Below are 21,981 nucleotides of genomic sequence, written 5' to 3'. Positions count from 1 at the left end.
CTCAATGAATACTGAACATTACATAAGTAATGTTTGAATTGACTGTGCTGAATCTTTCGATTCAATGGTCACTTCGTATCATTGAAACCTAATTTGAAACCGAAGTTTCTAATTGGATTATCATCAACGAGTGCCCACACAGATTGATAGGTCTATATTGTTAAAGAGCTTTTCTAACCGCCGCAGCGCTTAGCGCCTCGTCGTTAGGGGTGCGTATCTTACGCTTCCCATTTTGAGAGTCAAGCATTTATTCAAACTTTCTTTTCTCTCTTTCCAGACCCTCTATGTGACTTCCGTCTCATTCCGTGTCTGTGGGGCGGCATTATAGGGAGTTCAAATGCAATGACAAGGCTTTTTTTGAATTTCTTTTCCGTTTGATTAAAAACGCATCAAATCACATTTTATCGACTAAAATTTCAACATTTGAGACATGTCACATCAATCAATTGGAAAAACAACAAGCATATACGTAAGATCCCTGTGTCTATTTTGTTAAAACAGACATTTTCCTTTTATCTATATATGTAAGTTGTATTCCTATATGAATTCGAACAAATCATCTCTAATGGTTATCGCCTTAGCTATTATTGGCGGAATCGTATTTTCACAGGTTGCAGTATCACCTGTAATTGCTTTTGTTGTTGGCGTTGTCGCTACCGCTTTTCTTCTTAAATTTTCAAACAACCCAATTTTAGAGCCCACAAAAGATACACCAGCAACCAAAACTCTTTACGTAGGGAATCTTCCTTATAAAGCGAATGAATCGCAAGTAAAGGATCTCTTTGCTAAACACGGTGAGGTTTTTGCCGTCAGATTAATGAAGGATAAACGAACTGGAAAACGTCGAGGCTTTGGCTTCGTGGTAATGGCTGCATCAGATGCACAAACAGCCATTAATGGATTAAATGAACAGGATTATATGCAAAGGACATTAAAAGTCCGTATTGCAAACGATCCTAAAAATCCGGAATCGGATAATGGCGAATAGGATTAAAGCCTAGGGCCATTAGCTTGTTATTCAGTGCTTCCTCTTCCCAAGGGGGAGCACTTGAAAAAATCTCTCTTCCCCCTATTTTATCCGCCCTATCTATTTTTAATAAATCCTGCACTCTACGTGCAATCGCCTCACCAGAGTCAATCAGAATCACGTACTCACCCAACGCTGCTTGAATCTCATCTCGGATCAAAGGGAAATGCGTGCACCCTAATACTGCAACGTCGATATTATCTGCCAAAGGGGAAAGTATTTTTTGAAGTTCAGATAAACTCACTGGCATGCCGCGTAATTTTTCTTCAGCAATATCCACCAAACGGGTCGAACCCAACATCTCTACTGTTTTACTTTGAGCAAAGTCTCGGATCAGCTCTTTGGTATATTGGCGTGTCACGGTCGCAGGTGTAGCGATAAGTCCAACAGCTTTGCTTGCTAGGTTGGAGGCAGGCTTTATGGCAGGTACAACGCCAACCACGGGTATCGACAATGATTGGCGGAGTGTTGGAAGGACGATAGTGCTCGCCGTATTGCAAGCAATCACGACGAGATCAATCTGGTATTCAGCAACCAGTTCGGTGACTAAGCACCTAACTCGTTTAATTAACGTTTTGTGCTCAAGCTCTCCATAGGGGTACGCTTCATTGTCAAAAATGTACAAGTAATCTAATTGCGGCAATAGCTTCTGAATTTCTTGGTAAACTGAAATTCCACCAACACCAGAATCAAAGATTAATACCTTTTGTTGTTTTGACACGACCACTTCCCCAAGCACAAGATGGGGCAAATCATACTGTTTCGATCAAATTTGGCAATGTTTTCGCGTGGTATCTTTGATAGCAAAATCGATCCGTTTGTTCTTTTATAGTCAAAGACAACTGAATTTCCCCACAAAAACAAGGACTACTCGTCACCAAGGTATGAAATTCGCCATTTTCACCGCAAGGGTCGACGTTATCGGGCAATTGGTTTAAAAAAGTGTCGCTATACCACTGACCACAATAATCAGATGACAATACTTGACCGTCTGTCGTTACGACTAATGTTTGAATTCCTCGAGCTAAAATTTCTTTGGCCAATTTATCACTCGGTTCGCCTAATAATGGAAAAATGCATTGCCATCCCGCAGGTTCGATATAACTGCGTCGGTATTCCGCAATCCCATTACAAAACATATCACCAAATGCTACGGCATCAATCGACAGTGCCGATGCTTTTAACGCATCCACAATTCTGGACTGATAAACCTCATTACTAGGGAAAACCTCTGGCAGTTCTATCATAATGAGTGGTAATCCAATTAATCGCGCTTGTTGTTCTAGCACGTCAATAGTAGTCCCTTGAAAAGGCACTTCATCTCGAACGAAGGTCGTGTACAGACCTACAACGTGATAACGCGAGTCCTCAATCAGTCTCTCAAGGACTAATGTGGAATCTTTTCCACTCGACCAACTGACAATAACATTTTGCTTCATCTTTATTCCTGATAAAAAAACCGCCCGAAGGCGGTTCTAATTAGAACTGGTAAGCAACACTCACGTAGTAATTACGCTCTGGCGTTTTATAGCCTTGTGCTGTTTCATATTCCTCATCGAATAAATTGGCTACTTTACCTGCTACAGTCACACCATTAGCAAAGTAGTAAGAAGCAGCTAAATCAAATAAAGAATAAGCATCTAACTCTGTCGTATTCGCCAGATCATCAAAACGCTTACCTTGATACAAGTAGCTAAGATCAAAGCGCCAATCATTCAACTCATAAGTGGTATTTAACTTTGCACTATGTTTTGCTCGACGAGCTAATTGGTTACCTGTTGACTTATCTTCTGTGTCTAGGTAGTCGTATGAAGCAGTGTGGTACAAAGGACCAGTATTAAACGACCCAACAACTTCATAGCCTTTGACTCCAGCTTTGCCAATATTGACTTGGGTAAGACCATTGCTCGCAATCATTTTTTCAACATCGCTGCTATATGCGGCGATACGAAGCTCAATCAAATCTAGGTTCGCTTCAATTGCTAGCTCCGCTGTTTGCGACTCCTCTGGCTCCAGTTTTGGGTTGCCTGAGTAACATCCCCATGGACCACATTCTAATGGCCAATATAGTTCATTAAAAGTTGGAGCTTTAAAAGCGGTACCGTACATAGCGACTAAACGAACTGACTCAGTTACATGGTACCCAGTACCAATCTGGTAAGTGGTAAAGTTGCCAAATGAGCTATTATCATCCCATCGAACATTCGCTTCTGCTGTTAACTCACCGATAGCAATATGACCGCCAGCGTACAACGCCATATTGTTACGACTATCTTTAGTCATTGCAGTAGATTGATTTTTAACTTTATCTTGGTACCAATCGACACCACCAACAACTACTGCTGATTCGTTTACTGCGTACTGGTTATTCCAAGAAACTGACTGACGGTTAGTGGTAATTGCACTTGGTGTTGTACCTTGGCCGTAAGATTCCGCCTCATCTTGGTTTGCGGCTAGAGTAACCACACTATTTAGCTTATCGCGCTTATAGTCGCTAACCAAACCTAACGCATACAGCTCACTATCAGTGTTATCAACACCACCCCATGGATTATCAAACTCTACATCGTGTTTCTGGTAGTAACCATTTGCTTTTAGAGTAAGGTTTGATGACGCTTTAAAACCACCATCTACAGTTAGATATTGAGTACTATGGCCATCTTTGTCTGCATCGACGGGATTAATACTCGTCGGTTGAATATTATAACCTTCACTTTGTTGGTGTGTGGCACTGACATTCAACCAACCAGCATCGCTAGAAACTGAACCTGAAGCATTAACATCGTAAAGGCCATGGCTACCAGCACCCGCTTTAACAGTGCCTGAATTTGAAGCGCTTTTTGTCGTGATAATGTTGACTACACCACTCACGGCATCTGAACCATAAACAGCAGCACGAGCACCACGTAACACTTCAATTCGTTCTACCCCATTAAGAGGCACGGCTGCTAGGTTTGCATAACCAACAGTAGCACTACCTACTCTGACACCGTTAATTAGTACTAGAGTATTTTTCGTTGAGCGGCCACGGATATACAGCTCTTGACCCTGTGCTAAGCCACCTTGGTTAGTCACTTGGACACCTGGTAAACGACGTAAAACATCAGAAAGTGAAATTGCTTGGATTGCATCAATTTCTTGCTTTGTAACAACTTCGACAGGCGCTATCGTATCACTGACTTGCTGTTCAAAACGGCTGGCCGTCACTACCACGGTTTCATCAGATGATGTTTGAGCGTGTGAAAAAGAGGCATACGGAAGTAACGATGCTACTGCAATCGCTAAAATTGACTTGTTCATTGTATTTGTCCTAAATCGCGAAAATCCTACTGAGCGATTCCCAATGTCCGGCTCAGCTGCTGGCAGGTATTCGGACTTAAGAGCATGTTTATCTCCCTACTAACTCGACTTCCCATCTCTTTCTAGAGGCAGTGTCTCTTGAGTGTTCGTTCTCTTTTACCGCTGCGCGTCAGTTCTGGATTTACACCAGATTCCCTTTTGGCCATCTAAACTTCTAGATAGCACCAGCAGGCTGCATACTAGTAAGCTATTGATAATTTGTCTAGTTAGAATTGATATAAGCTATAGTTTTACAGAGCAGAAAGTGCCAATTCATGTTTAGGGGTGGACAAGCGCGAGGGATTGAATAAAATCTGCGCTCTTTATCTGAATGCACCATGAAAGGTAACCGAATGGCGACTCTCGACGTAAATCCGCAAACTTACCAACAGCAATTGGCCGACAAAGTAGAACGCCTGACTACAATGTTCTCATCATACAATGTGCCAGAGCTGGAAGTGTTTGAATCTCCAGAGCAGCATTACCGCATGCGTGCAGAGTTTCGAGTTTGGCATGAAGGCGATGAGCTTTACTACATCATGTTCAATCAAGAAACGCGTGAAAAATATCGCGTGGATCAGTTTCCTGCCGCAAGCCGCTTAATTAACGACTTGATGCCACTGCTGATTGATGCAATGAAAGATAATGACGCTCTGCGCCGTAAACTATTTCAAGTCGACTTTCTCTCAACATTGAGTGGCGAGATCCTTGTATCACTGCTTTACCACCGCCAACTTGATGATGCGTGGACAGAAAACGCAAAAGCACTAAAACAGCGTTTAAATGATGAAGGTTTTAACCTCAACATCATCGGCCGTGCGCGTAAAATGAAAATCGTACTCGACCGTGACTACGTGGTTGAAAAGTTAGACGTAAATGGCCAAAGCTACATTTACCAGCAAGTTGAAAACAGCTTCACGCAGCCAAACGGCAAAGTGGCAGAGAAAATGCTGGAATGGGCAGTCGACTGTACTCAAGAAAGCACTGGCGACTTACTTGAACTCTACTGCGGTAACGGTAATTTCTCTCTTGCATTAGCACAAAACTTCGACCGGGTACTCGCGACTGAACTGGCAAAGCCATCCGTAGTCTCTGCGCAATACAATATTGCTGCAAACAAAATTGAGAACGTCCAAATCCTACGTCTATCCGCCGAAGAGTTTACGCAAGCCATCGAAGGGAAGCGGGAATTCCGCCGTTTACAAGATGCGGGGGTGGATCTAAAGAGCTACAACTGCAACACAATTTTTGTCGATCCACCACGTGCTGGGATGGATATTGATACATGTAAAATGGTGCAAGGTTATGAGCGCATCATGTACATCTCTTGTAATCCTGAGACATTAAAAGAGAACTTGGACATTCTATGCGAAACGCACAACGTGACCCGTTTTGCTTTGTTCGATCAATTCCCATATACCCACCATATGGAAGCTGGGGTGTTACTGGAACGTAAGTAAATCAGATAAAAAAAATGAGCCTTTCGGCTCATTTTTTTATTCAGCTGGTCGGGACATAAATCCCATCTTCTTTCCTATCCAGAGAAGAAGCAGTAACGATACGATAATCGCAAAGAAGTTCGATCCTGAATCAGGGTATTGCGCCTTAATAAAGGCCGAATGGCCAAATGCGCCAACAAAGAAGCAAGCCAGTCCAACCAAAGGAATATCCTCTGATACTGGGTTACGTAAGTATTCTTGATAAAGTGCCTGTACTGAAAGTACTAAAGCGATCAATGGGAAAATAGAGAAAGACACTTCACTCATGGTTAACCATGACAGTAGCGCATCGCCACACATACCAGCAATCACGGCCAGTACTAAGGTTTTCTTCTCTGAGCCACGATTAACTTGGTTAATTTCGTTCGACATTAATCTAATCCGCCTTTTAATCGGTTTCGTTCACGTTCTTTGCGATACCAATAAGCCCCTTTGGCTATCATTCGCAACTGCATGATCAAACGTTCAGCGAGTTCATCGCGCTCACGTCGATCTAAATCTAAAGCTTCTGCCCCAGAGCTGAAGACTAAGGTTACCGAAGCTTCTGCTTGGGTATAAGCTTCATCTCGGGTTGTTCCGGTACTAATTAAGTACTCTGTCAATTCTGCAACAAAGTGTTGTATCTCTCTTGCAACAGCGGCACGAAAATCCGCTGAAGTGCCAGAGCGCTCTCGCAACAATAATCGAAATACATTAGGGCTGCTTTCAATGAATTCCATGAACGTTTCTATTGACGTTCTAATCACACTGCCCTCTTTCACAATACGTTGACGAGCCTGACGCATAAGTTGACGCAGCAACAACCCGCCCTCGTCAACCATGGTTAACCCTAATTCATCCATATCTTTGAAATGGCGGTAAAAGGAAGTAGGAGCGATACCGGCTTCTCTGGCGACTTCTCGTAAGCTTAGATTAGAAAAGCTACGATCGGCACTTAATTGACGAAATGCCGCATCAATCAGAGAACGACGCGTTTTTTCTTTTTGTTGTGCGCGAATGCCCATGGATTTCATAGATACAATTTCTTTTTCTTCAATAACTAGCCGCTACTATAGCGCGATTTACCTATTGGCATATAACCAAAAACCGTGAGCCAGCGACAGTTCAGCAATTTGCCTCCATTATTCCATCGCTGATCAAATAACTGCAAGTTGTGATCTCCCACATTTCACATCTTCTACGTGATCCGCTCGACTCTCTGGTTTGCTTGCCATTTACCACTAGAGTAAATGAGTTAAAATCTCGCTAAAGCAATGTTAACGCAATATAACAAGGATAGACATATGGCTCAGAGCAACCACTTTGATGTAATCGTAATTGGTAGTGGCCCCGGTGGTGAGGGGGCAGCGATGGGATTAACCAAAGCGGGATTAAACGTAGCCATCATTGAAAAAGAAAGCAGTGTTGGCGGTGGATGTACTCACTGGGGGACGATTCCGTCGAAAGCACTGCGTCATGCCGTCAGCCGAATCATCGAATTCAACAATAACCCTCTGTTTTGCCATAACAATACCAGCCTACACTCCACCTTTTCGAATATTCTCGGACACGCAAAATCCGTAATCGACAAACAGACGCGTTTAAGGCAGGGCTTCTATGACCGTAACCAATGCGCCTTAATTTTTGGCACCGCTCGTTTTACCGACAAATACTCAGTAGCGGTGACACAAAGTGATGGCACGGAAGAGCTATACACCGCCGATCGTTTCGTCATCGCAACAGGCTCTCGTCCTTACCAGCCCGCTGATGTTGATTTCCTTCATGAGCGAATCTATGACAGTGATTCGATACTTAGCCTCAAGCATGATCCTCGCCACATCATCATTTACGGTGCAGGGGTGATAGGTTGTGAGTACGCCTCTATTTTCCGTGGCCTTGGGGTAAAAACCGACCTTATCAATACCCGTGACCGCCTTTTGGCTTTTCTGGATAATGAGGTATCTGACGCCTTGTCTTACCACTTCTGGAACAGTGGCGTGGTGATTCGAAATGATGAAACCTACGAGAAAATTGAAGGTACAGACGATGGCGTCATCATTCATTTGGAATCAGGTAAGAAAATGCGTGCCGATTGCCTGCTTTACGCGAATGGCCGCACAGGTAATACTGATAAGCTGAACCTAGACGCAGTAGGCTTAAATGCGGACTCTCGTGGTCAATTGAAAGTGAATACCAATTACCAAACGGATGTGGAACATGTCTACGCCGTTGGCGATGTGATTGGTTACCCAAGCCTTGCCAGTGCTGCATACGATCAAGGGCGCTTTGTAGCGCAAGCAATTACACAAGGGCAAGCGCAAGGTTACTTAATTGAAGACATCCCAACTGGGATTTATACCATTCCCGAGATCAGCTCTGTAGGGAAAACCGAACAAGAGCTTACTGCGGCTAAAGTGCCTTACGAAGTTGGCCGCTCTTCCTTCAAACACCTTGCACGTGCACAAATTGCCGGTAAAGACATCGGTAGCCTGAAGCTCTTATTCCATCGTGAGACTAAGGAAATTCTCGGCATTCATTGCTTTGGAGAACGGGCAGCAGAAATCATCCACATCGGCCAAGCCATCATGGAGCAAAAAGGGGAAGCGAACACTATTGAGTATTTCGTTAACACAACCTTTAACTACCCAACGATGGCCGAAGCCTATCGTGTTGCCGCTCTCAATGGCCTAAATCGATTGTTTTAAGTAGATAAAGAAAACGCAGCCTTGGCTGCGTTTTCATTTCTCTATACAAATGCGCCTCTACGCCATTGGGAGTTCAAGACCACCGCAAGCCCAAAACCTCGCATCGCCATAAAGCTCAGCATCGCCAACCACAGCGCATGATTCCCCCAATCGGAGTACAGATAAAAGATCGCAAAGAAGCTGCAAGTTGCGACAAACATACTATTACGCATTTCTTTACCTTTGGTTGCCCCCACAAATACCCCATCCAATAAAAAGCACCACATGGAAATCAGTGGCATTGCGACCAACCAAGGCAGATACATTTCGGCTTGGAGCTGAACAAGCTCGATATTGGTGATAACAGAGATTAACTGCGAGCCCGCAAACCCAAACACCAAAGTAAGCCCTAAACAAATGATCAAGCTCCAAAATGCCGTTCCCAACATCGCGCTACTCAGCTCTTTTTTATTGTTGGAACCCACAGCTTTACCCACTAAAGCTTCCATCGCATAAGCAAACCCATCCATGCCATAGCTGATCATCATCAGAAAACTCATCAACACCGCATTTGCTGCCACGACTTCGTCACCAAAGCTGGCTCCCTGAAAAGTCATGAAGCTAAACGTGGCTTGAAGGCAGAGCGAACGTAGGAAGATATCGCGGTTTAGCCTTACAAAACGGGCAATATCTCGACCTACCAGTGGAAGCAGAGAGACAAACGATGGGATACCTTTACGCTGCCAAATTCGATACGCACAGATAAGCCCAAATGCGAACCCAGAATAATCAGCAATCACAGAAGCGAGTGCGGCTCCTTCCACTTTCCAACCCAGCCCAATCACAAACAACACATCGAGCACAATATTGGTAAGGTTAGAAATGATCACCATCCACATCGGCGCTTTAGCGTTGTGCGTTCCCAGTAGCCAGCCCAATAATACAAAATTGGCTAATGCAGCGGGCGCACTCCATACACGTATCGCAAAATATTGTTGACCGTAATGTTTGACTTGTTCACTGGCATCACTAAACGAAAAGATCCCTTGAGCCAGCCATTGATGGATCAGGAGAAAAAAAGCTGCAAATCCTAGAGCCATGACCAAACCTTGGATTAACACCAAACCAAGTTGTTGCTTATTATCAGCGCCATAGCTCTGTGCGGTTAAGCCAGTGGTCGACATACGCAAGAATCCGAGCAGCCAAAACGTTACGCTGATCAGGGTACTGCCTAAAGCGACACCTCCTAAGTACCATGCATGCTCTAAATGGCCAATAACCGCAGCATCAACCAAACCAAGCAAAGGCACCGTAATGTTGGATAAGACCATCGGGATCGCGAGCATGAGCACACGTTTGTGCATCATACGATCGGAAAGGGTATAGAGAATGGACACATTAACACTCTTTGCGAAAACAGAGTGCAAAGTGTAACCGGATCACCAGCTAAGCTGAACCAAAACCGGGGTTAATCTTTGTTTAAGAAAGGTAAACTTTGTCAGCCAACGCTGCCACAGTTTCCAGCGTCCACAGTCACGCTCTAGCGGGGAAAATGTTTTTGACCATTTCGCCCATGGTAAATAATTCAACGCAGCATCACCGGGATGCTGATAACCATGAGCATAGCTACCGGAACCCATTTTTTGTCCAAGCTTACTGGCAGACATATCCCCAGCAAGCACCAAACAAGCCGTCGCATTGACAAAATGGCGGCCAAGCGCCTGAATAAACTGGGCAACACCTTGTTCATTACAATCGAGCAACGCATGCTCACACACTATCATCACTGTGGCGTGCTCGGGCACGGGGAGGGTTTCAAGCCAACTTATATCACTCACACTGCCACACTGGTGATGATAGCGCTCGCTTTTATGGAATAACTTTTGTCGCCAAAGCAGATTCTCTGTTACATCCAGCTCTAACCAATGGCAACGACCATTATCAACACGATAAAAACGCGTGTCTAAACCCGCGCCGACATTAATGATCCAGGCTTCGGGGTTTTGAGACAAGAATGAGGTTAACTGTTGATCGCACAGTTGAGTGAGTGTTGCATGCAGAAGTTGTTTTTGGTCAATATCGCCAGATAAACATTCAGGAGCCAAGTCGCAACGCTGGCAAGCACGAGCTGCAATTGGGTCGTAAACCAAGCCATCATCAACAAGGCTTTCACGGCTTCGAAACCACAATGGCTGCAATAGGTTTGCAGGTATTTGATAGCGACGATTGGAAATCGTTTTCTGAGTAACCATTATCATCTTCCGTCCATAGCAGAAAGAAGATGATAATGAATATCAATTAGATTATCAAGCGAGAAAGACTACATTGATAAGCAGAATGAATTACATCCAGTCCGTGTTACGAATAATACCAACGGCCAAGCCTTCAATCGTCACATCCTGACACGTTAGGTCGACTTTAATCGGTTCAAACTCTTCGTTTTCAGCATGAAGTAAAATGGTCGAGCCTTTACGCTCTAAACGCTTTACAGTGACATCATCTTCGACACGAGCCACCACAACTTGACCATCACGAACGTCTTGAGTCTTATGTACGGCAAGTAAATCACCATCCATAATACCGATGTTCTTCATACTTTCACCGTTAACTCGCAGTAAGAAATCCGCTTGCGGTTTGAACATCGACGGATCCACTTGATAATGTGTTTCCACATGCTCTTGGGCTAAAATCGGTTCACCAGCAGCAACCTGTCCGATAAGCGGCAAACCTTCATCATCGTTCGCAGCGTCATCCAATAAGATACGGATACCACGAGAGGCACCTGGAATTATTTCAATTACTTGTTTACGAGCTAACGCTTTCAGGTGCTCTTCAGCAGCATTAGCAGAGCGGAAGCCCAGTTCACGAGCGATCTCAGCACGTGTTGGCGGCATTCCTGTATCTTCGATCTTACCTTTAATTAAGTCGAATACTTGTTGTTGGCGGGGCGTCAACGGCTTCATAAGTCACCTGTCTTTTTATACAGTTAACTGTGAGTATATCCAGTAATTGGATAAATGAAAAGCCAATCGGTTATTTTTTGAATCACATTGCAATTCGTACTAGAGAATGATGATTTCGAACCACGTGTAGCCAGTCACTATCATGCTCATCATGACCGCAGCTGACCCCATGTCTTTCGCTCGACCAGAGAGTTCATGGTGCTCTTCACTGACCCTATCCACCACCGCTTCAATCGCACTGTTCACCAATTCTATGATAAGCACTAGAAATACGGTTCCTATCAACAGAATGCGTTCTATTTGAGTGACATCAAGCCAAAATGCCACCGGTATCATCAATGAAGCTAAAACAATCTCTTCGCGAAATGCGGGCTCATTAGCAAATGCGGCTTTCAATCCTAACCAAGAATAGCGAACTGCATTACGTAGTCTTTTTAAACCGTGAATATTTTTTACGGGCACGTAATTCTCTCTTTTTAATTAAGTCTTGTTAAATTGACGCATTCATGCGCAATTAGAAGTAAAAGGTTGGACCAGTTTCTGTTATCCTTGCCGGCTAAAAATCACAGTACCTGCGCCCGTTTTGTGTCATAACTAATTACATGGGCCTGAGTGTAATACGAGTTTGAGGCTAAGAACCTTATGTCGTCCGGACAATCATTTTCACGTTCACTGCTAAAACTGCCGTTGTCAGTTATGGTTAAGGGAACGGCCATTCCTTCAAATCCTATTGAAGATCATAGTATTGATATAAACAAGCCCATTATTTACGCACTGCCATATCGCTCCAGTGTTGACTTGTTGACCTTGCAATCTCAAGTTGCACAGCTTGGGTTACCGGATCCATTAGAACCTGTCGAAATTAATGGTAAACGCTTCGATCGTTATGTTTTCACTTCATCACGTTCCACCGTCATGAACGATGATAATGATGCGCCCAATGAATCCATCACGCTATTTTCTGAACTGCTTGAGCTACACCAATACGATAGTGAGCTTGATGTACAAGTGCTGCCAACAACGGTTTTATGGGGACGTAAACCCGGTAAAGAAGAGCAACACAAACCTTACTTACAAGCATTAAATGGCCCTCAAAAAGCCAAGGCAGTTATGCTTTCTGGGCGCGATTGTTTAGTGCGTATCAGCCCAGTGGTCTCACTACGTTATATGGCCGATTCTCACGGCACTGACAGTACTATCGCGCATAAACTAGCGCGAGTCGCACGCATTCACTTTTCTCGTCAAAAATTAGCCGCTTCTGGACCAAACTTACCCAGTCGCCAAGCGCTGTTTAAACGTTTGATGAAATCAGAGGCGATCGAAAAAGCGATCCGAGATGAAGCTAATGCCAAAGACATTCCAATCGATAAAGTGCGCAAAGAAGCGCACGCTATCATGGATGAGATCGCCGCAGACTTTTCATATTCACTGATTAAAAATGGCGAGCGCCTATTAGGCTGGCTTTGGAATCGGATTTACCAAGGCCTGAACATCACCAATGCGTCAACGGTACGCAAGCTCGCACAAGATGGTCACGAAATTGTTTACGTACCATGTCATCGTAGTCACATGGACTACTTATTGCTTTCTTACGTTTTGTATCGCGAAGGCATGGTCCCACCACACATTGCCGCTGGGATTAACCTCAATTTCTTCCCTGCCGGCCCTATTTTCCGCCGTGGAGGTGCCTTCTTTATTCGCCGTAGTTTCAAAGGTAATAGACTGTACTCAACGATTTTCCGTGAATATTTGGCGGAGCTGTTTAGTAAAGGCTATTCCGTTGAATACTTCAGTGAAGGTGGCCGTTCACGTACTGGCCGTCTGCTACAAGCCAAAACTGGCATGCTGGCGATGACGATCCAAGCCATGCTGCGTGGTTTAAATCGCCCAGTCACATTGGTGCCGGTTTATATTGGCTATGAACATGTTATGGAAGTGGGCACCTACGCCAAAGAGCTTCGTGGTAAACGTAAAGAGAAAGAAAATGCCAGCTTAGTGCTACGTACTATCCGCAAGCTACGTAACTTTGGCCAAGGCTATGTTAACTTTGGTGAACCTATTCCACTGAATCAGTACTTAAATGAGGCGGCACCTGAGTGGACCAAAGACATCGATCCGATGGGTGGCACTAAACCGCAATGGCTAACACCAGTGGTCAATGACCTAGCCAATAAGATGATGACACACATCAACGATGCCGCAGCAACCAATGCGTTGACCTTATGTGCAACAGCCCTACTTGCATCTCGCCAACGTGCTTTGTCACGCGATAGCTTAGTCAACCAAATCGACTGCTACCTTTCGTTGCTGAGAAACGTGCCCTACTCCAGCACATATACCGTGCCTAGTGAAGATGCAGAAGCCTTAGTACAACACGCAGAATCCCTCGATAAGTTCGTCATCGAGTCCGATACCATGGGGGATATCGTGTCACTTGATCGTAACCAGTCGATCCTGATGACCTACTACCGCAACAACATCATTCACCTATTGGCCATTCCATCGCTGATAGCACAAATGCTGATCCGCCAGCAAAAACTGACGTTGGAGCAAATTAAAGCCAATATCGCATTGATTTATCCATTCCTTAAGCAAGAGCTGTTTCTTGGCATTGATGAACAACAACTCGATGACGTTGTCGAAGCTTACTTACTTGAATTAGCGCACCAAGGTTTAGTGACGGTTGATGCTACTCATGTCGCGATTAATCAAGCCAATACCCAAGTTTTGATGTTGCTTGGCCGCACTATTTCAGAAACCTTACAACGCTATGCAATTGCACTTAACCTGTTGGTCAATAACCCTGATCTGGGTAAGTCTGATCTAGAACAGAAGAGTCAAGATATTGCACAGCGTCTTGGTCGCTTGCATGGTATCAACGCACCTGAGTTCTTTGATAAGGGCGTGTTCTCGTCTATGTTTACTACCCTGAAACAGCAGGCTTACCTTGATAGTGATGGGAACAGTGATCGGGAGAAATGCCAGATGCTAGCCAACCTGCTTTATAGCAGTTTGTACCCTGAAGTACGGCTCACGATTCAGGAAAGTGTCTGTCAATCTAGCTAATACAAAAAAGGCATCCAATGGATGCCTTTTCTTTTTATCTTGTATTACCAAAATGCAATCAACAAACCAGCCGCAACGACCATTCCGACATAGTTGTTATTGAGGAACGCTTGAAAGCAGAGTTGACGCTCTCGGTGGCGGATAAGATGCTGCTGATAGACGAACAACGCCCCGACAATGAGCAAACTCCAGTAATAACTTGCTCCTAATTGGTACCAGTTTCCTAACGCAATCAACATGGTCAATGTAATTAACTGCAGGCCCCCAATGATCATCTTGTCAAAACGCCCAAACAAAATCGCCGTTGATTTGATACCAATGTTTACATCATCATCGCGATCAACCATCGCGTATTGAGTGTCATAGGCAATGGTCCAAATGGCATTAATCATAAAGACAAACCACACCGTTAACGGTAATTCATTCGCCTGCGCGGCCCAAGCCATCGGGATCGACCAACTAAAAGCTAGCCCCAGAAAAAGCTGCGGAAGATGGGTAAAACGCTTCATAAATGGGTAGATAAACGCCAATACAATCCCCGCAAAAGACAGCTGGATGGTGAGGCTATTCATTGTGAGTACTAACAAAAACGAAGCTATGGCTAAAAACAAAAATAACCCAATCGCCTCTTTTGAGCTGACACGCCCTGATGGTAATGGACGCCCCTTCGTTCTTTTAACATGACCGTCTACTTTGCGATCGGCAAAGTCGTTAATCACACAACCGGCGGAACGCATAAAGAGAACACCAAGCACAAACACCAGCAACACTTTCAGGTCAGGTATTCCTTCCGCTGCTAAAATGAGGGCCCACAATGTTGGCCATAGCAACAACAACGAACCGATCGGCTTATCCATGCGCATCAACTGCCAATATGCGCGTGCTTTGGTCGTTGTCATTTACACTCTCTCCTTAGAGTAAATCGGTGCTGCAGGTAAAAATAGTTCAGCGACTAACATCGGTTTGTCATTCATCCATAAACGTGAACGACGAGCTAATAAATCCCCTTCCGCGGTAGAAACAACCCCGACTTGGAGCGCATCGCGTTTAACGTTATCTACGCTAAACACCGTCAAACCAAGAGGTATCTTACCTTGCTTTGTGAGATCAAACGCCTGCCCTTGCAATGAGGATTGCGGGATCAATGTTCGTCCTAAGACCCAAGGTTCATGATCACCTTGCAACACCACTTTGCGCAGCAAGCAATCTTCTCTCGACAACAACTCAACTTCTTCAGGATTAAGTTTTTGAGCTTTCACCGTTTTATTGTGCAGTAAATCCACACCTAAAGAGTGACAATGGGACTCCAATAAACGTGACAACGAGCCCTGTTCTAATAACCAATTTTCCGAAATTGGCGAAGGAAAGCTAAACTTATCAGGTTGTTGCCAAGTTACATTCCGTAACGCTGATAAATAAAGCGAAATCAATTGATTCATACTAGTATTCAATAAGCAGCTTTATCATCGTACAATAATACTTCGATCTTTAGTTATAGCCGCCGCATCAAGTGCTTATGCAGTTTTATTACAAATAGATGCTCTATTGTAACAAGACTCGGGCGATTCGAGTATCGCGATTCAAAGAAAGAAAAGATAGAAATATGTTTAAACGTTACTTAGTCCAAATATTTGTTGCTCTAAGCTTGCTTATGAGCCTCCCTACACTGGCTGAAGAAGAAGGAACGCCACAACTGGCTTACTTTACTTTGGAGCCAGATCTCACAACCAACTTCCACACCAAAGGAAAAAAACTCGGCTACATTCAGGTGCGTATCGATATTATGGTAGCCAGCGCTGCCGATTTACCCATCATCGAATTACACCAGCCACTCATCCGCGATGCAGTGATTGAGCTGCTTGGTCAGCAATCGGAAGATACCATTAAGTCATTATCAGGCCGGGAAGATCTGCGTAAAACCTTAGTCGAGCAGCTCAATTCTGCCCTTCTACCTGAAACTGGACGAACCATCATTGCTGATTTGCTGTTTACCAAGTACCTCTATCAATAAGACAGCAACAAAAAAAGCGGCTAAGCCGCTTTTTTAACTTTTACTCCATCGACTCGCATCCAGAAAACCTATCCCGACGCCAGCGAGTAAGCCAGCAAGGTGTGCCGTATTGGCAATGGCCATAAAAGGCTGAACGAAACCCAAAATAAGCCAAACTAACATAAAACCAATCACGGGTTTCGGCATCGATAATCCCAGTTTTGGCGCTCTTGCTCCTAATACCCACAAGTAGCCAACTAACGCATAAACCACACCGGATAAACCGCCAAAATTCGCCCCTTCTACCCAGTATTGCCCTGCACCAGAAAGTGCGGCAGAAAGAAGGAATAATTTAAGCAATGGTCCGGAGCCAAGTTTCTTTTCAATATCGCCCCCCAGTTGCCACCACCATAAAAGGTTAAACGCAATATGGATGACCGAGAAATGCAATATCGCATGGGTAACCCAGCGCCAAAGCTGCCATTGCTGCCCTTCATAAGCTGGGAAATGTAAAGCAGCAAAAACAGGCTCTGCCATACCAAATTGTTGCAATGCAAAAATCAATAAACACAGCCCCATCACAAACAAAGTGAATGGGCCTGCTTTAGCTTTGATCATGTCTAGCATGCTGGGAGAGCGATAACGAAATTGCGCCTTGCGACTATCTGCCACATCCCAAGATGCGGCTTGATATTTTTTCGCTGTCGGCTCTTGAAGAAAGTGCTTTAGTTCAGCTTCCGCTTCAATTTGATGTTGCCCATCCGTCAACCAAAGAGCAAACTGACCACCTCCTTCAGGCATCATCTTAATATCAATCTGACGCGATGCCATATAATCAATAAAGGCTTGAGCCATTCTTGGGTTAGTTAAGGTGATCAATTTAATCATAACTGCTCTCTATACTGATTCTGTGGGTAAGCCAGCACGATGCCAAGCTTCAAAGCCACCATCGACACTATACACCTCTTCAAATCCTTGATTAACCAAATATTGTGCGGCTCCTTGGCTACTCACGCCGTGATAGCACATCACCAATATGGGTTGATCAAATTCGATATCTTCCATAAAGCTGACAATAGTGTCATTGGTCAGGTGAAAAGCGGATGTTGGGTGTGATACCGCAAACGACTGAGGGTCACGAATATCCACTAAACGCGCCTCATCATCGATTAACATGCTATGAGCTCCTTGCACGTCAATATGTTTAAACTGGTCCATTTACCTTCTCATTTATCATGTTTTTTATTGCTGCCATTGTAACCTATCCAAAGCCACACAAGTACACGGCAACACTAAGGTTATCCACCAGCGATCATTTATTCGCCATCTGTGGATAAATTTGTGGATTACGTTGATAAAGTGTTTTTGGCATATTGGATCCACAAGATGTTGTGATGATCCTTATTTAAATGTGTGTAAATGAAAACATATCCCCATTAAACCATAGGCTCAAATCCTTTATACACCCGACTTTCTGACAGCTGACAAAGAAATTTACCACAGAGTTACCCACAGGCAAGCCACCAAAATGAGATCCCATTTTTCGATCCCAAACAAAAAAGCCGAGATCAAATGATCTCGGCCTTCGATATTCAATTGCGATTTATAACAAGTTAGAACTCACCAACCGCCATTTTCAATTTCTTCATCGCATTCTTTTCTAGCTGACGAATTCGCTCTGCAGATACACCGTAGGTTTCAGCCAGTTCTTGTAGCGTGGCTTTTTGATCATCTAACCAACGTGAGCGCACAATATGTTGGCTGCGGTCATCTAAACTTGCTAACGCTAAGCCTAAACGATTATTGGTGTGCGCTTCCCAGTTTGAGGCTTCGACATTCTCAGCTACGTCAGACGCTTTATCTTCCAAATACAGCATTGGAGCGGTGTAAGACGTGCCAGAATCATCATCATCCACAGAAAGCTCAAACGTAGCATCTTGAGCTGCTAGGCGCGATTCCATTTCACGAACTTCAGAAGGCTCAACACCAAGTTCTTTGGCAACAGTTTCAACTTCACCGTTATTAAACCAACCTAGACGCTTTTTCGATTTGCGTAAATTGAAAAACAGTTTACGTTGTGCTTTGGTTGTCGCAATTTTCACAATGCGCCAGTTACGTAGTACGTACTCATGGATCTCTGCTTTGATCCAGTGCACTGCAAACGACACCAAACGAACGCCGACTTCAGGGTTAAAGCGTTTCACCGCTTTCATCAGACCAATGTTACCTTCCTGAACTAAGTCTGCCATTGGCAAACCATAACCAGAATAACCACGAGCCACATGCACAACAAAGCGAAGGTGGGATAGGATCAACCCTTTCGCCGCGTCAATCTCGCCGTTGTAATGCAATCGCTCAGCCAGTTCACGTTCTTCGTCAACGGTCAGCATTGGGTAGCTGTTCACTGAGCGAATATAGCTATCTAAGCTATCTTGTGTAACTACAGCCATTGGATACGCTTGGTTAGTCATTCAATTCCTCATCAATATCTGATCTGGACTACAATTTAACCCACCAATCTTGAACCTAAAATGAACAGGTTTCAAGTTTCAACCTTGTCTAGCGTTGATATTTGGTGGTTGAACCGAAAAAGTATACGGCAGCAACCGCGTTTTTCAAGAGATAAGACCCCGTAAGATTAAACAGGTTCAATCTCTTTTAAATGGCGCTGAGCAGAGACCTTCGCCGCTAAACAACCTAAAAAAGTACCGATGATCAAAAGCAGCAGTGATTCATCCCAGCTCAAACCGATCAAACGGAAGCGACTGTCATACAACAAAGCAAGTTGTTCCACACTGTTGTTCAACACGATGGTGATCACTGCGGTCAGCAACCAAGCAACAAAAGCCCCTAACACACCAAACCACATCCCCGAATACAGGTAAGGGCGCAAAATGTAGCTGTCAGTCGCACCAATCAGCTTCATGGTTTGGATCTCTTCTTTGTTCGCAAGAACGTTGAAACGTAATGTATTGCCGACAATCAAGAACACCGAGACCAGCATCAAGACAGACAAAGAGAGCACAATGGTACTCACTAAAGTCCGAATCGCATCCAAGCGCGCTAGCCAGTCTTCATCTAAACGTACATCACTGATCGCTTCTTCCTGACGCACTTTATGCGCCAGTGCTTTTATCATTGTTTTATCTTCGCTACTTGGGGTGATGATCAACACCCCAGGCAACGCATAATCATCAAGCAATGAAATCGCATGCTCAAAGCCTGAATATTGGCTAAGATCCTCTAACCCTTGCTGTGGCGAGATGTAATCAACCGCCGCCACTTCTTGTAAGCTCTCGAGTTCATCTTTCATCACCATGATGCGAGGCTCAGGTGTTTGCTCTTTTATATAAGCGCTGATCTGCGAAGGGCTAGTTACATTGACCGAGGCCGCCGCCACATTCTTTCCAAGTAAATACAAACAAGCGGGCATGGCCAATGCCATTGAGATCACGGCCAACGTTAAAATGTTGCCAAGAGGGCGGACCCACATAGAGGAAAACGATGCTTTCGCTTGCTTTAGGTGAACTTTACAAAAGCCATCTGTTTTGGCTTTGTTTGCAACGCGACCTTTAGCTGCATTTTTATTACGAACATTAGCAGCCATAGTCTTCTACCTCACTTAAAAAGCCCTGATTTAATTCAAAGTGGCGATACTGTGGGCGAGTATTTACTAACCCTAAATCGTGCGTTGCCAAAAGGATGGTGACTCCCGCACGATTAAACTCTTCAAATAGTTTTAATACCCGGGTGGATAAGTCTGGGTCAAGGTTCCCAGTCGGTTCATCAGCCAACAGCAACGTCGGTCGGTTCACAACCGCACGTGCAATTCCCACTCGTTGCTGTTCACCACCCGATAACTGGCTTGGTAAACACCGCGCTTTATCCAGTAAGCCCGTTTTATCTAAAGCCGCAGAGACACGACGTTTGATTTCATTTTCAGAAATGGATTCGATGCGCATCGGTAACGCTACGTTGTCATAGACACTACGATCCATCAACAAACGGTGATCCTGAAATACAATGCCGATATTACGACGTAGAAAAGGCACATCTTTAGCAGGTATACGAGTAATGTCGTGGCCATTGAAGCTCACTTTGCCATCAGTGGGACGTTCAATCGCACAGATCAACTTGAGCAAGGTACTTTTACCTGCTCCAGAATGTCCCCCCAGAAAGGCCATTTCACCTCGGCGGAGGTGAAAATCTACTTTTTGCAGGGCCTGACGGCCACCGCGATAAGCCTTACTCACTTGCTGAAACTTAATCACCCGTAATACCTCTTAAAGAGCTGTTGTTTTTTTGAAAGCTAGGCTTTCTATTTTTATTCTTCTCGACTAAATAACGCGTCGATAAATTCTTGTGTTTCGAATGGACGCAAATCATCAATTCCTTCACCTACACCGATGTAGCGAATTGGAATGCTGAACTGATCTGCAATGGCGAAAATCACTCCACCTTTTGCCGTACCATCAAGCTTGGTCAACGTGATCCCGGTTAACGGTGCCACATCACTAAACAGTTTCGCTTGGCTAATGGCATTTTGGCCCGTGCCCGCATCCAACGTCAGCATGATTTCGTGCGGCGCAGAATCATCAATTTTCTTCATCACTCGTACGATCTTGCGTAGCTCTTCCATCAGGTTGGCTTTGTTTTGCAAGCGGCCAGCCGTATCTGCGATCACTACGTCCACACCACGTGCTTTTGCTGCTTCAATGGCATCGTAAATCACTGATGCACTATCAGCGCCAGTGTGCTGCGCAATAACTGGAACATTGTTGCGCTCACCCCATACTTGAAGCTGCTCAACAGCGGCCGCACGGAATGTATCACCAGCAGCCAGCATAACTTTCTTGCCTTGAGCTTGGAATTGTTTCGCCAATTTACCGATGGTTGTAGTTTTACCAACACCATTTACGCCAACCATTAAAATCACGTACGGCGTTTTGCTGCTGTCCACTTCCAATGGCTGCTCAACATGAGACAAGATCTCGGCCATTTCTTCCTTGAGCAAACCATACAGCGCTTCACCGTCTTTCAAATCTCGACGTGATGCTTTCTCAGTCAGGTTTTCAATAATTTTGAGCGTGGTATCCATACCCACATCGGCAATCAATAACTGCTCTTCAAGCTCTTCAAAAAGCTCATCATCAATTTTCTTGCCTTTGAACAGACCAAAGAACCCTGCACCAATATTGGCTTTGGTTCTTGCGAGGCTACGTTTTAATCGCGCAAAGAAACTCTCAGTTGGTTTTTCTTGTTCTTGAACGCGAGGGGCCTGTGGCTCTGCTTCTGCTTCTGCTTCTGCTTCTGCTTCTGCTTCTGCTTCTGCTTCTGCTTCTGCTTCTGCTTCTGCTTCTGCTTCTGCTTCTGCTTCTGCTTCTGCTTCTGCTTCTGCTTCTGCTTCTGCTTCTGCTTCTGCTTCTGCTTCTGC

The 21,981-nt window shown here is 44.5% G+C and carries 22 protein-coding genes and 1 riboswitch; of the genes, 5 read left to right on the top strand and 17 right to left on the bottom strand.

All coding sequences use genetic code 11. The features are described 5' to 3' along the window. The first annotated feature begins 541 nt into the window (after window positions 1–541). On the top strand, window positions 542–988 hold the full coding sequence (locus ACQEXS_RS21375) for an RNA recognition motif domain-containing protein (protein WP_427015123.1): 447 nt from the start codon (window positions 542–544) through the stop codon (window positions 986–988). Here the strand turns inward: ACQEXS_RS21375 and murI are convergent. From murI to ACQEXS_RS21360, 3 genes are read right to left on the bottom strand one after another with little or no spacing between them, the layout of a single operon-like run. After that, window positions 957–1,748 (bottom strand): glutamate racemase, encoded by a 792-nt coding sequence (gene murI, locus ACQEXS_RS21370; protein ID WP_427015122.1) that lies wholly within the window; start codon window positions 1,746–1,748, stop codon window positions 957–959. The two genes, ACQEXS_RS21375 and murI, sit on opposite strands and share 32 nt — an antisense overlap. A 31-nt stretch (window positions 1,749–1,779) precedes the next feature. Beyond that, on the bottom strand, window positions 1,780–2,466 hold the full coding sequence (locus tag ACQEXS_RS21365) for an ATPase (protein WP_427015121.1): 687 nt from the start codon (window positions 2,464–2,466) through the stop codon (window positions 1,780–1,782). 40 nt (window positions 2,467–2,506) lie between these two features. Then, window positions 2,507–4,327 carry a TonB-dependent receptor domain-containing protein gene (locus tag ACQEXS_RS21360; protein ID WP_427015120.1) on the bottom strand — a complete coding sequence of 607 codons (1,821 nt, stop codon included), beginning with the start codon at window positions 4,325–4,327 and terminating at the stop codon, window positions 2,507–2,509. A 44-nt stretch (window positions 4,328–4,371) separates the two neighbouring features. After that, window positions 4,372–4,571: riboswitch (cobalamin riboswitch) on the bottom strand. A gap of 148 nt (window positions 4,572–4,719) precedes the next feature. Between ACQEXS_RS21360 and trmA the strand changes: the two genes are divergently transcribed. Beyond that, a complete protein-coding gene (gene trmA / locus ACQEXS_RS21355; RefSeq protein ID WP_427015119.1) occupies window positions 4,720–5,826 on the top strand; it encodes a tRNA (uridine(54)-C5)-methyltransferase TrmA in 1,107 nt (368 codons plus the stop codon). Between the two features lie 36 nt (window positions 5,827–5,862). Here trmA and ACQEXS_RS21350 read toward each other — a convergent pair whose 3' ends face one another. Further along, window positions 5,863–6,237, bottom strand: a complete 375-nt coding sequence (locus tag ACQEXS_RS21350; RefSeq protein ID WP_367987533.1) for a YijD family membrane protein — start codon at window positions 6,235–6,237, stop codon at window positions 5,863–5,865. Then, window positions 6,237–6,878 (bottom strand): HTH-type transcriptional repressor FabR, encoded by a 642-nt coding sequence (gene fabR / locus ACQEXS_RS21345; protein WP_367987534.1) that lies wholly within the window; start codon window positions 6,876–6,878, stop codon window positions 6,237–6,239. The genes ACQEXS_RS21350 and fabR overlap by 1 nt, the downstream gene beginning before the upstream one ends. A gap of 240 nt (window positions 6,879–7,118) precedes the next feature. Here fabR and sthA point away from each other — a divergent pair, with 240 nt between their 5' ends. After that, window positions 7,119–8,549, top strand: coding sequence for a Si-specific NAD(P)(+) transhydrogenase (gene sthA / locus ACQEXS_RS21340; RefSeq protein WP_427012062.1), 1,431 nt, complete (start codon window positions 7,119–7,121; stop codon window positions 8,547–8,549). Window positions 8,550–8,590: 41 nt separating this feature from the next. Here sthA and dinF read toward each other — a convergent pair whose 3' ends face one another. The 4 genes from dinF to ACQEXS_RS21320 form a co-directional block, all read right to left on the bottom strand. After that, window positions 8,591–9,892, bottom strand: a complete 1,302-nt coding sequence (gene dinF / locus ACQEXS_RS21335) for an MATE family efflux transporter DinF (protein ID WP_427012072.1) — start codon at window positions 9,890–9,892, stop codon at window positions 8,591–8,593. Window positions 9,893–9,967: 75 nt separating this feature from the next. Next, window positions 9,968–10,786, bottom strand: a complete 819-nt coding sequence (locus ACQEXS_RS21330; protein ID WP_427012063.1) for a class I SAM-dependent methyltransferase — start codon at window positions 10,784–10,786, stop codon at window positions 9,968–9,970. A gap of 84 nt (window positions 10,787–10,870) precedes the next feature. Beyond that, the gene (gene lexA / locus ACQEXS_RS21325; RefSeq protein WP_367987537.1) at window positions 10,871–11,491 is read right to left on the bottom strand and encodes a transcriptional repressor LexA; all 621 of its coding nucleotides are present in this window, start codon (window positions 11,489–11,491) and stop codon (window positions 10,871–10,873) included. 99 nt (window positions 11,492–11,590) lie between these two features. After that, complete coding sequence (locus ACQEXS_RS21320; RefSeq protein ID WP_427012064.1) at window positions 11,591–11,953, bottom strand: diacylglycerol kinase; 363 nt, start codon at window positions 11,951–11,953, stop codon at window positions 11,591–11,593. 180 nt (window positions 11,954–12,133) lie between these two features. On the opposite strand from ACQEXS_RS21320, the gene plsB reads away from it, so the two are divergent. Beyond that, a complete protein-coding gene (gene plsB / locus ACQEXS_RS21315) occupies window positions 12,134–14,557 on the top strand; it encodes a glycerol-3-phosphate 1-O-acyltransferase PlsB (protein WP_427015118.1) in 2,424 nt (807 codons plus the stop codon). 44 nt (window positions 14,558–14,601) lie between these two features. Here the strand turns inward: plsB and ubiA are convergent, their stop codons facing one another. Beyond that, window positions 14,602–15,456, bottom strand: coding sequence for a 4-hydroxybenzoate octaprenyltransferase (gene ubiA, locus ACQEXS_RS21310; RefSeq protein WP_427015117.1), 855 nt, complete (start codon window positions 15,454–15,456; stop codon window positions 14,602–14,604). Continuing rightward, window positions 15,457–15,996 (bottom strand): chorismate lyase, encoded by a 540-nt coding sequence (locus tag ACQEXS_RS21305; RefSeq protein ID WP_427015116.1) that lies wholly within the window; start codon window positions 15,994–15,996, stop codon window positions 15,457–15,459. It abuts the gene before it with no gap. A 164-nt stretch (window positions 15,997–16,160) separates the two neighbouring features. Between ACQEXS_RS21305 and ACQEXS_RS21300 the strand changes: the two genes are divergently transcribed. Then, complete coding sequence (locus tag ACQEXS_RS21300) at window positions 16,161–16,568, top strand: flagellar basal body-associated protein FliL (RefSeq protein WP_367987542.1); 408 nt, start codon at window positions 16,161–16,163, stop codon at window positions 16,566–16,568. A 33-nt stretch (window positions 16,569–16,601) separates the two neighbouring features. On the opposite strand, the gene glpG is transcribed toward ACQEXS_RS21300, so the two are convergent. The 6 genes from glpG to ftsY form a co-directional block, all read right to left on the bottom strand. Then, the gene (gene glpG, locus ACQEXS_RS21295) at window positions 16,602–17,435 is read right to left on the bottom strand and encodes a rhomboid family intramembrane serine protease GlpG (RefSeq protein ID WP_427015115.1); all 834 of its coding nucleotides are present in this window, start codon (window positions 17,433–17,435) and stop codon (window positions 16,602–16,604) included. Window positions 17,436–17,444: 9 nt separating this feature from the next. Continuing rightward, the gene (glpE, locus tag ACQEXS_RS21290; protein WP_367987544.1) at window positions 17,445–17,765 is read right to left on the bottom strand and encodes a thiosulfate sulfurtransferase GlpE; all 321 of its coding nucleotides are present in this window, start codon (window positions 17,763–17,765) and stop codon (window positions 17,445–17,447) included. A gap of 395 nt (window positions 17,766–18,160) precedes the next feature. Beyond that, window positions 18,161–19,018, bottom strand: coding sequence for an RNA polymerase sigma factor RpoH (rpoH, locus tag ACQEXS_RS21285; protein ID WP_427012069.1), 858 nt, complete (start codon window positions 19,016–19,018; stop codon window positions 18,161–18,163). Window positions 19,019–19,185: 167 nt separating this feature from the next. Continuing rightward, window positions 19,186–20,154, bottom strand: a complete 969-nt coding sequence (gene ftsX / locus ACQEXS_RS21280) for a permease-like cell division protein FtsX (protein WP_427015114.1) — start codon at window positions 20,152–20,154, stop codon at window positions 19,186–19,188. Beyond that, window positions 20,144–20,818 carry a cell division ATP-binding protein FtsE gene (ftsE, locus tag ACQEXS_RS21275; RefSeq protein ID WP_367987547.1) on the bottom strand — a complete coding sequence of 225 codons (675 nt, stop codon included), beginning with the start codon at window positions 20,816–20,818 and terminating at the stop codon, window positions 20,144–20,146. Before ftsE ends, ftsX begins: the two co-directional genes overlap by 11 nt. A gap of 53 nt (window positions 20,819–20,871) precedes the next feature. Beyond that, window positions 20,872–21,981 (bottom strand): signal recognition particle-docking protein FtsY (gene ftsY, locus ACQEXS_RS21270; RefSeq protein ID WP_427015113.1); only part of this gene is annotated, 1,110 nt, incomplete at its 5' end.

Source organism: Vibrio sp. TRT 17S01 (genome assembly GCF_050113695.1).
GTDB lineage: Bacteria > Pseudomonadota > Gammaproteobacteria > Enterobacterales > Vibrionaceae > Vibrio.
The sequence above is the reverse complement of the archived record's forward strand: the minus strand, read 5'-3'. Positions and strand labels throughout refer to the sequence as shown.

What these genes read in the sequence shown, in the direction of transcription:
- ACQEXS_RS21330 (WP_427012063.1), bottom strand. Translation starts at nt 10,786, where the DNA reads ATGATAATGGTTACTCAGAAAACGATTTCCAATCGTCGCTATCAAATA.
- ACQEXS_RS21365 (WP_427015121.1), bottom strand. Translation starts at nt 2,466, where the DNA reads ATGAAGCAAAATGTTATTGTCAGTTGGTCGAGTGGAAAAGATTCCACA.
- ACQEXS_RS21360 (WP_427015120.1), bottom strand. Translation starts at nt 4,327, where the DNA reads ATGAACAAGTCAATTTTAGCGATTGCAGTAGCATCGTTACTTCCGTAT.
- ACQEXS_RS21350 (WP_367987533.1), bottom strand. Translation starts at nt 6,237, where the DNA reads ATGTCGAACGAAATTAACCAAGTTAATCGTGGCTCAGAGAAGAAAACC.
- rpoH (WP_427012069.1), bottom strand. Translation starts at nt 19,018, where the DNA reads ATGACTAACCAAGCGTATCCAATGGCTGTAGTTACACAAGATAGCTTA.
- glpG (WP_427015115.1), bottom strand. Translation starts at nt 17,435, where the DNA reads ATGATTAAATTGATCACCTTAACTAACCCAAGAATGGCTCAAGCCTTT.
- trmA (WP_427015119.1), top strand. Translation starts at nt 4,720, where the DNA reads ATGGCGACTCTCGACGTAAATCCGCAAACTTACCAACAGCAATTGGCC.
- lexA (WP_367987537.1), bottom strand. Translation starts at nt 11,491, where the DNA reads ATGAAGCCGTTGACGCCCCGCCAACAACAAGTATTCGACTTAATTAAA.
- ACQEXS_RS21300 (WP_367987542.1), top strand. Translation starts at nt 16,161, where the DNA reads ATGTTTAAACGTTACTTAGTCCAAATATTTGTTGCTCTAAGCTTGCTT.
- fabR (WP_367987534.1), bottom strand. Translation starts at nt 6,878, where the DNA reads ATGAAATCCATGGGCATTCGCGCACAACAAAAAGAAAAAACGCGTCGT.
- sthA (WP_427012062.1), top strand. Translation starts at nt 7,119, where the DNA reads ATGTTAACGCAATATAACAAGGATAGACATATGGCTCAGAGCAACCAC.
- ftsX (WP_427015114.1), bottom strand. Translation starts at nt 20,154, where the DNA reads ATGGCTGCTAATGTTCGTAATAAAAATGCAGCTAAAGGTCGCGTTGCA.
- glpE (WP_367987544.1), bottom strand. Translation starts at nt 17,765, where the DNA reads ATGGACCAGTTTAAACATATTGACGTGCAAGGAGCTCATAGCATGTTA.
- ACQEXS_RS21375 (WP_427015123.1), top strand. Translation starts at nt 542, where the DNA reads ATGAATTCGAACAAATCATCTCTAATGGTTATCGCCTTAGCTATTATT.
- dinF (WP_427012072.1), bottom strand. Translation starts at nt 9,892, where the DNA reads ATGCACAAACGTGTGCTCATGCTCGCGATCCCGATGGTCTTATCCAAC.
- ubiA (WP_427015117.1), bottom strand. Translation starts at nt 15,456, where the DNA reads ATGACAACGACCAAAGCACGCGCATATTGGCAGTTGATGCGCATGGAT.
- ACQEXS_RS21305 (WP_427015116.1), bottom strand. Translation starts at nt 15,996, where the DNA reads ATGAATCAATTGATTTCGCTTTATTTATCAGCGTTACGGAATGTAACT.
- plsB (WP_427015118.1), top strand. Translation starts at nt 12,134, where the DNA reads ATGTCGTCCGGACAATCATTTTCACGTTCACTGCTAAAACTGCCGTTG.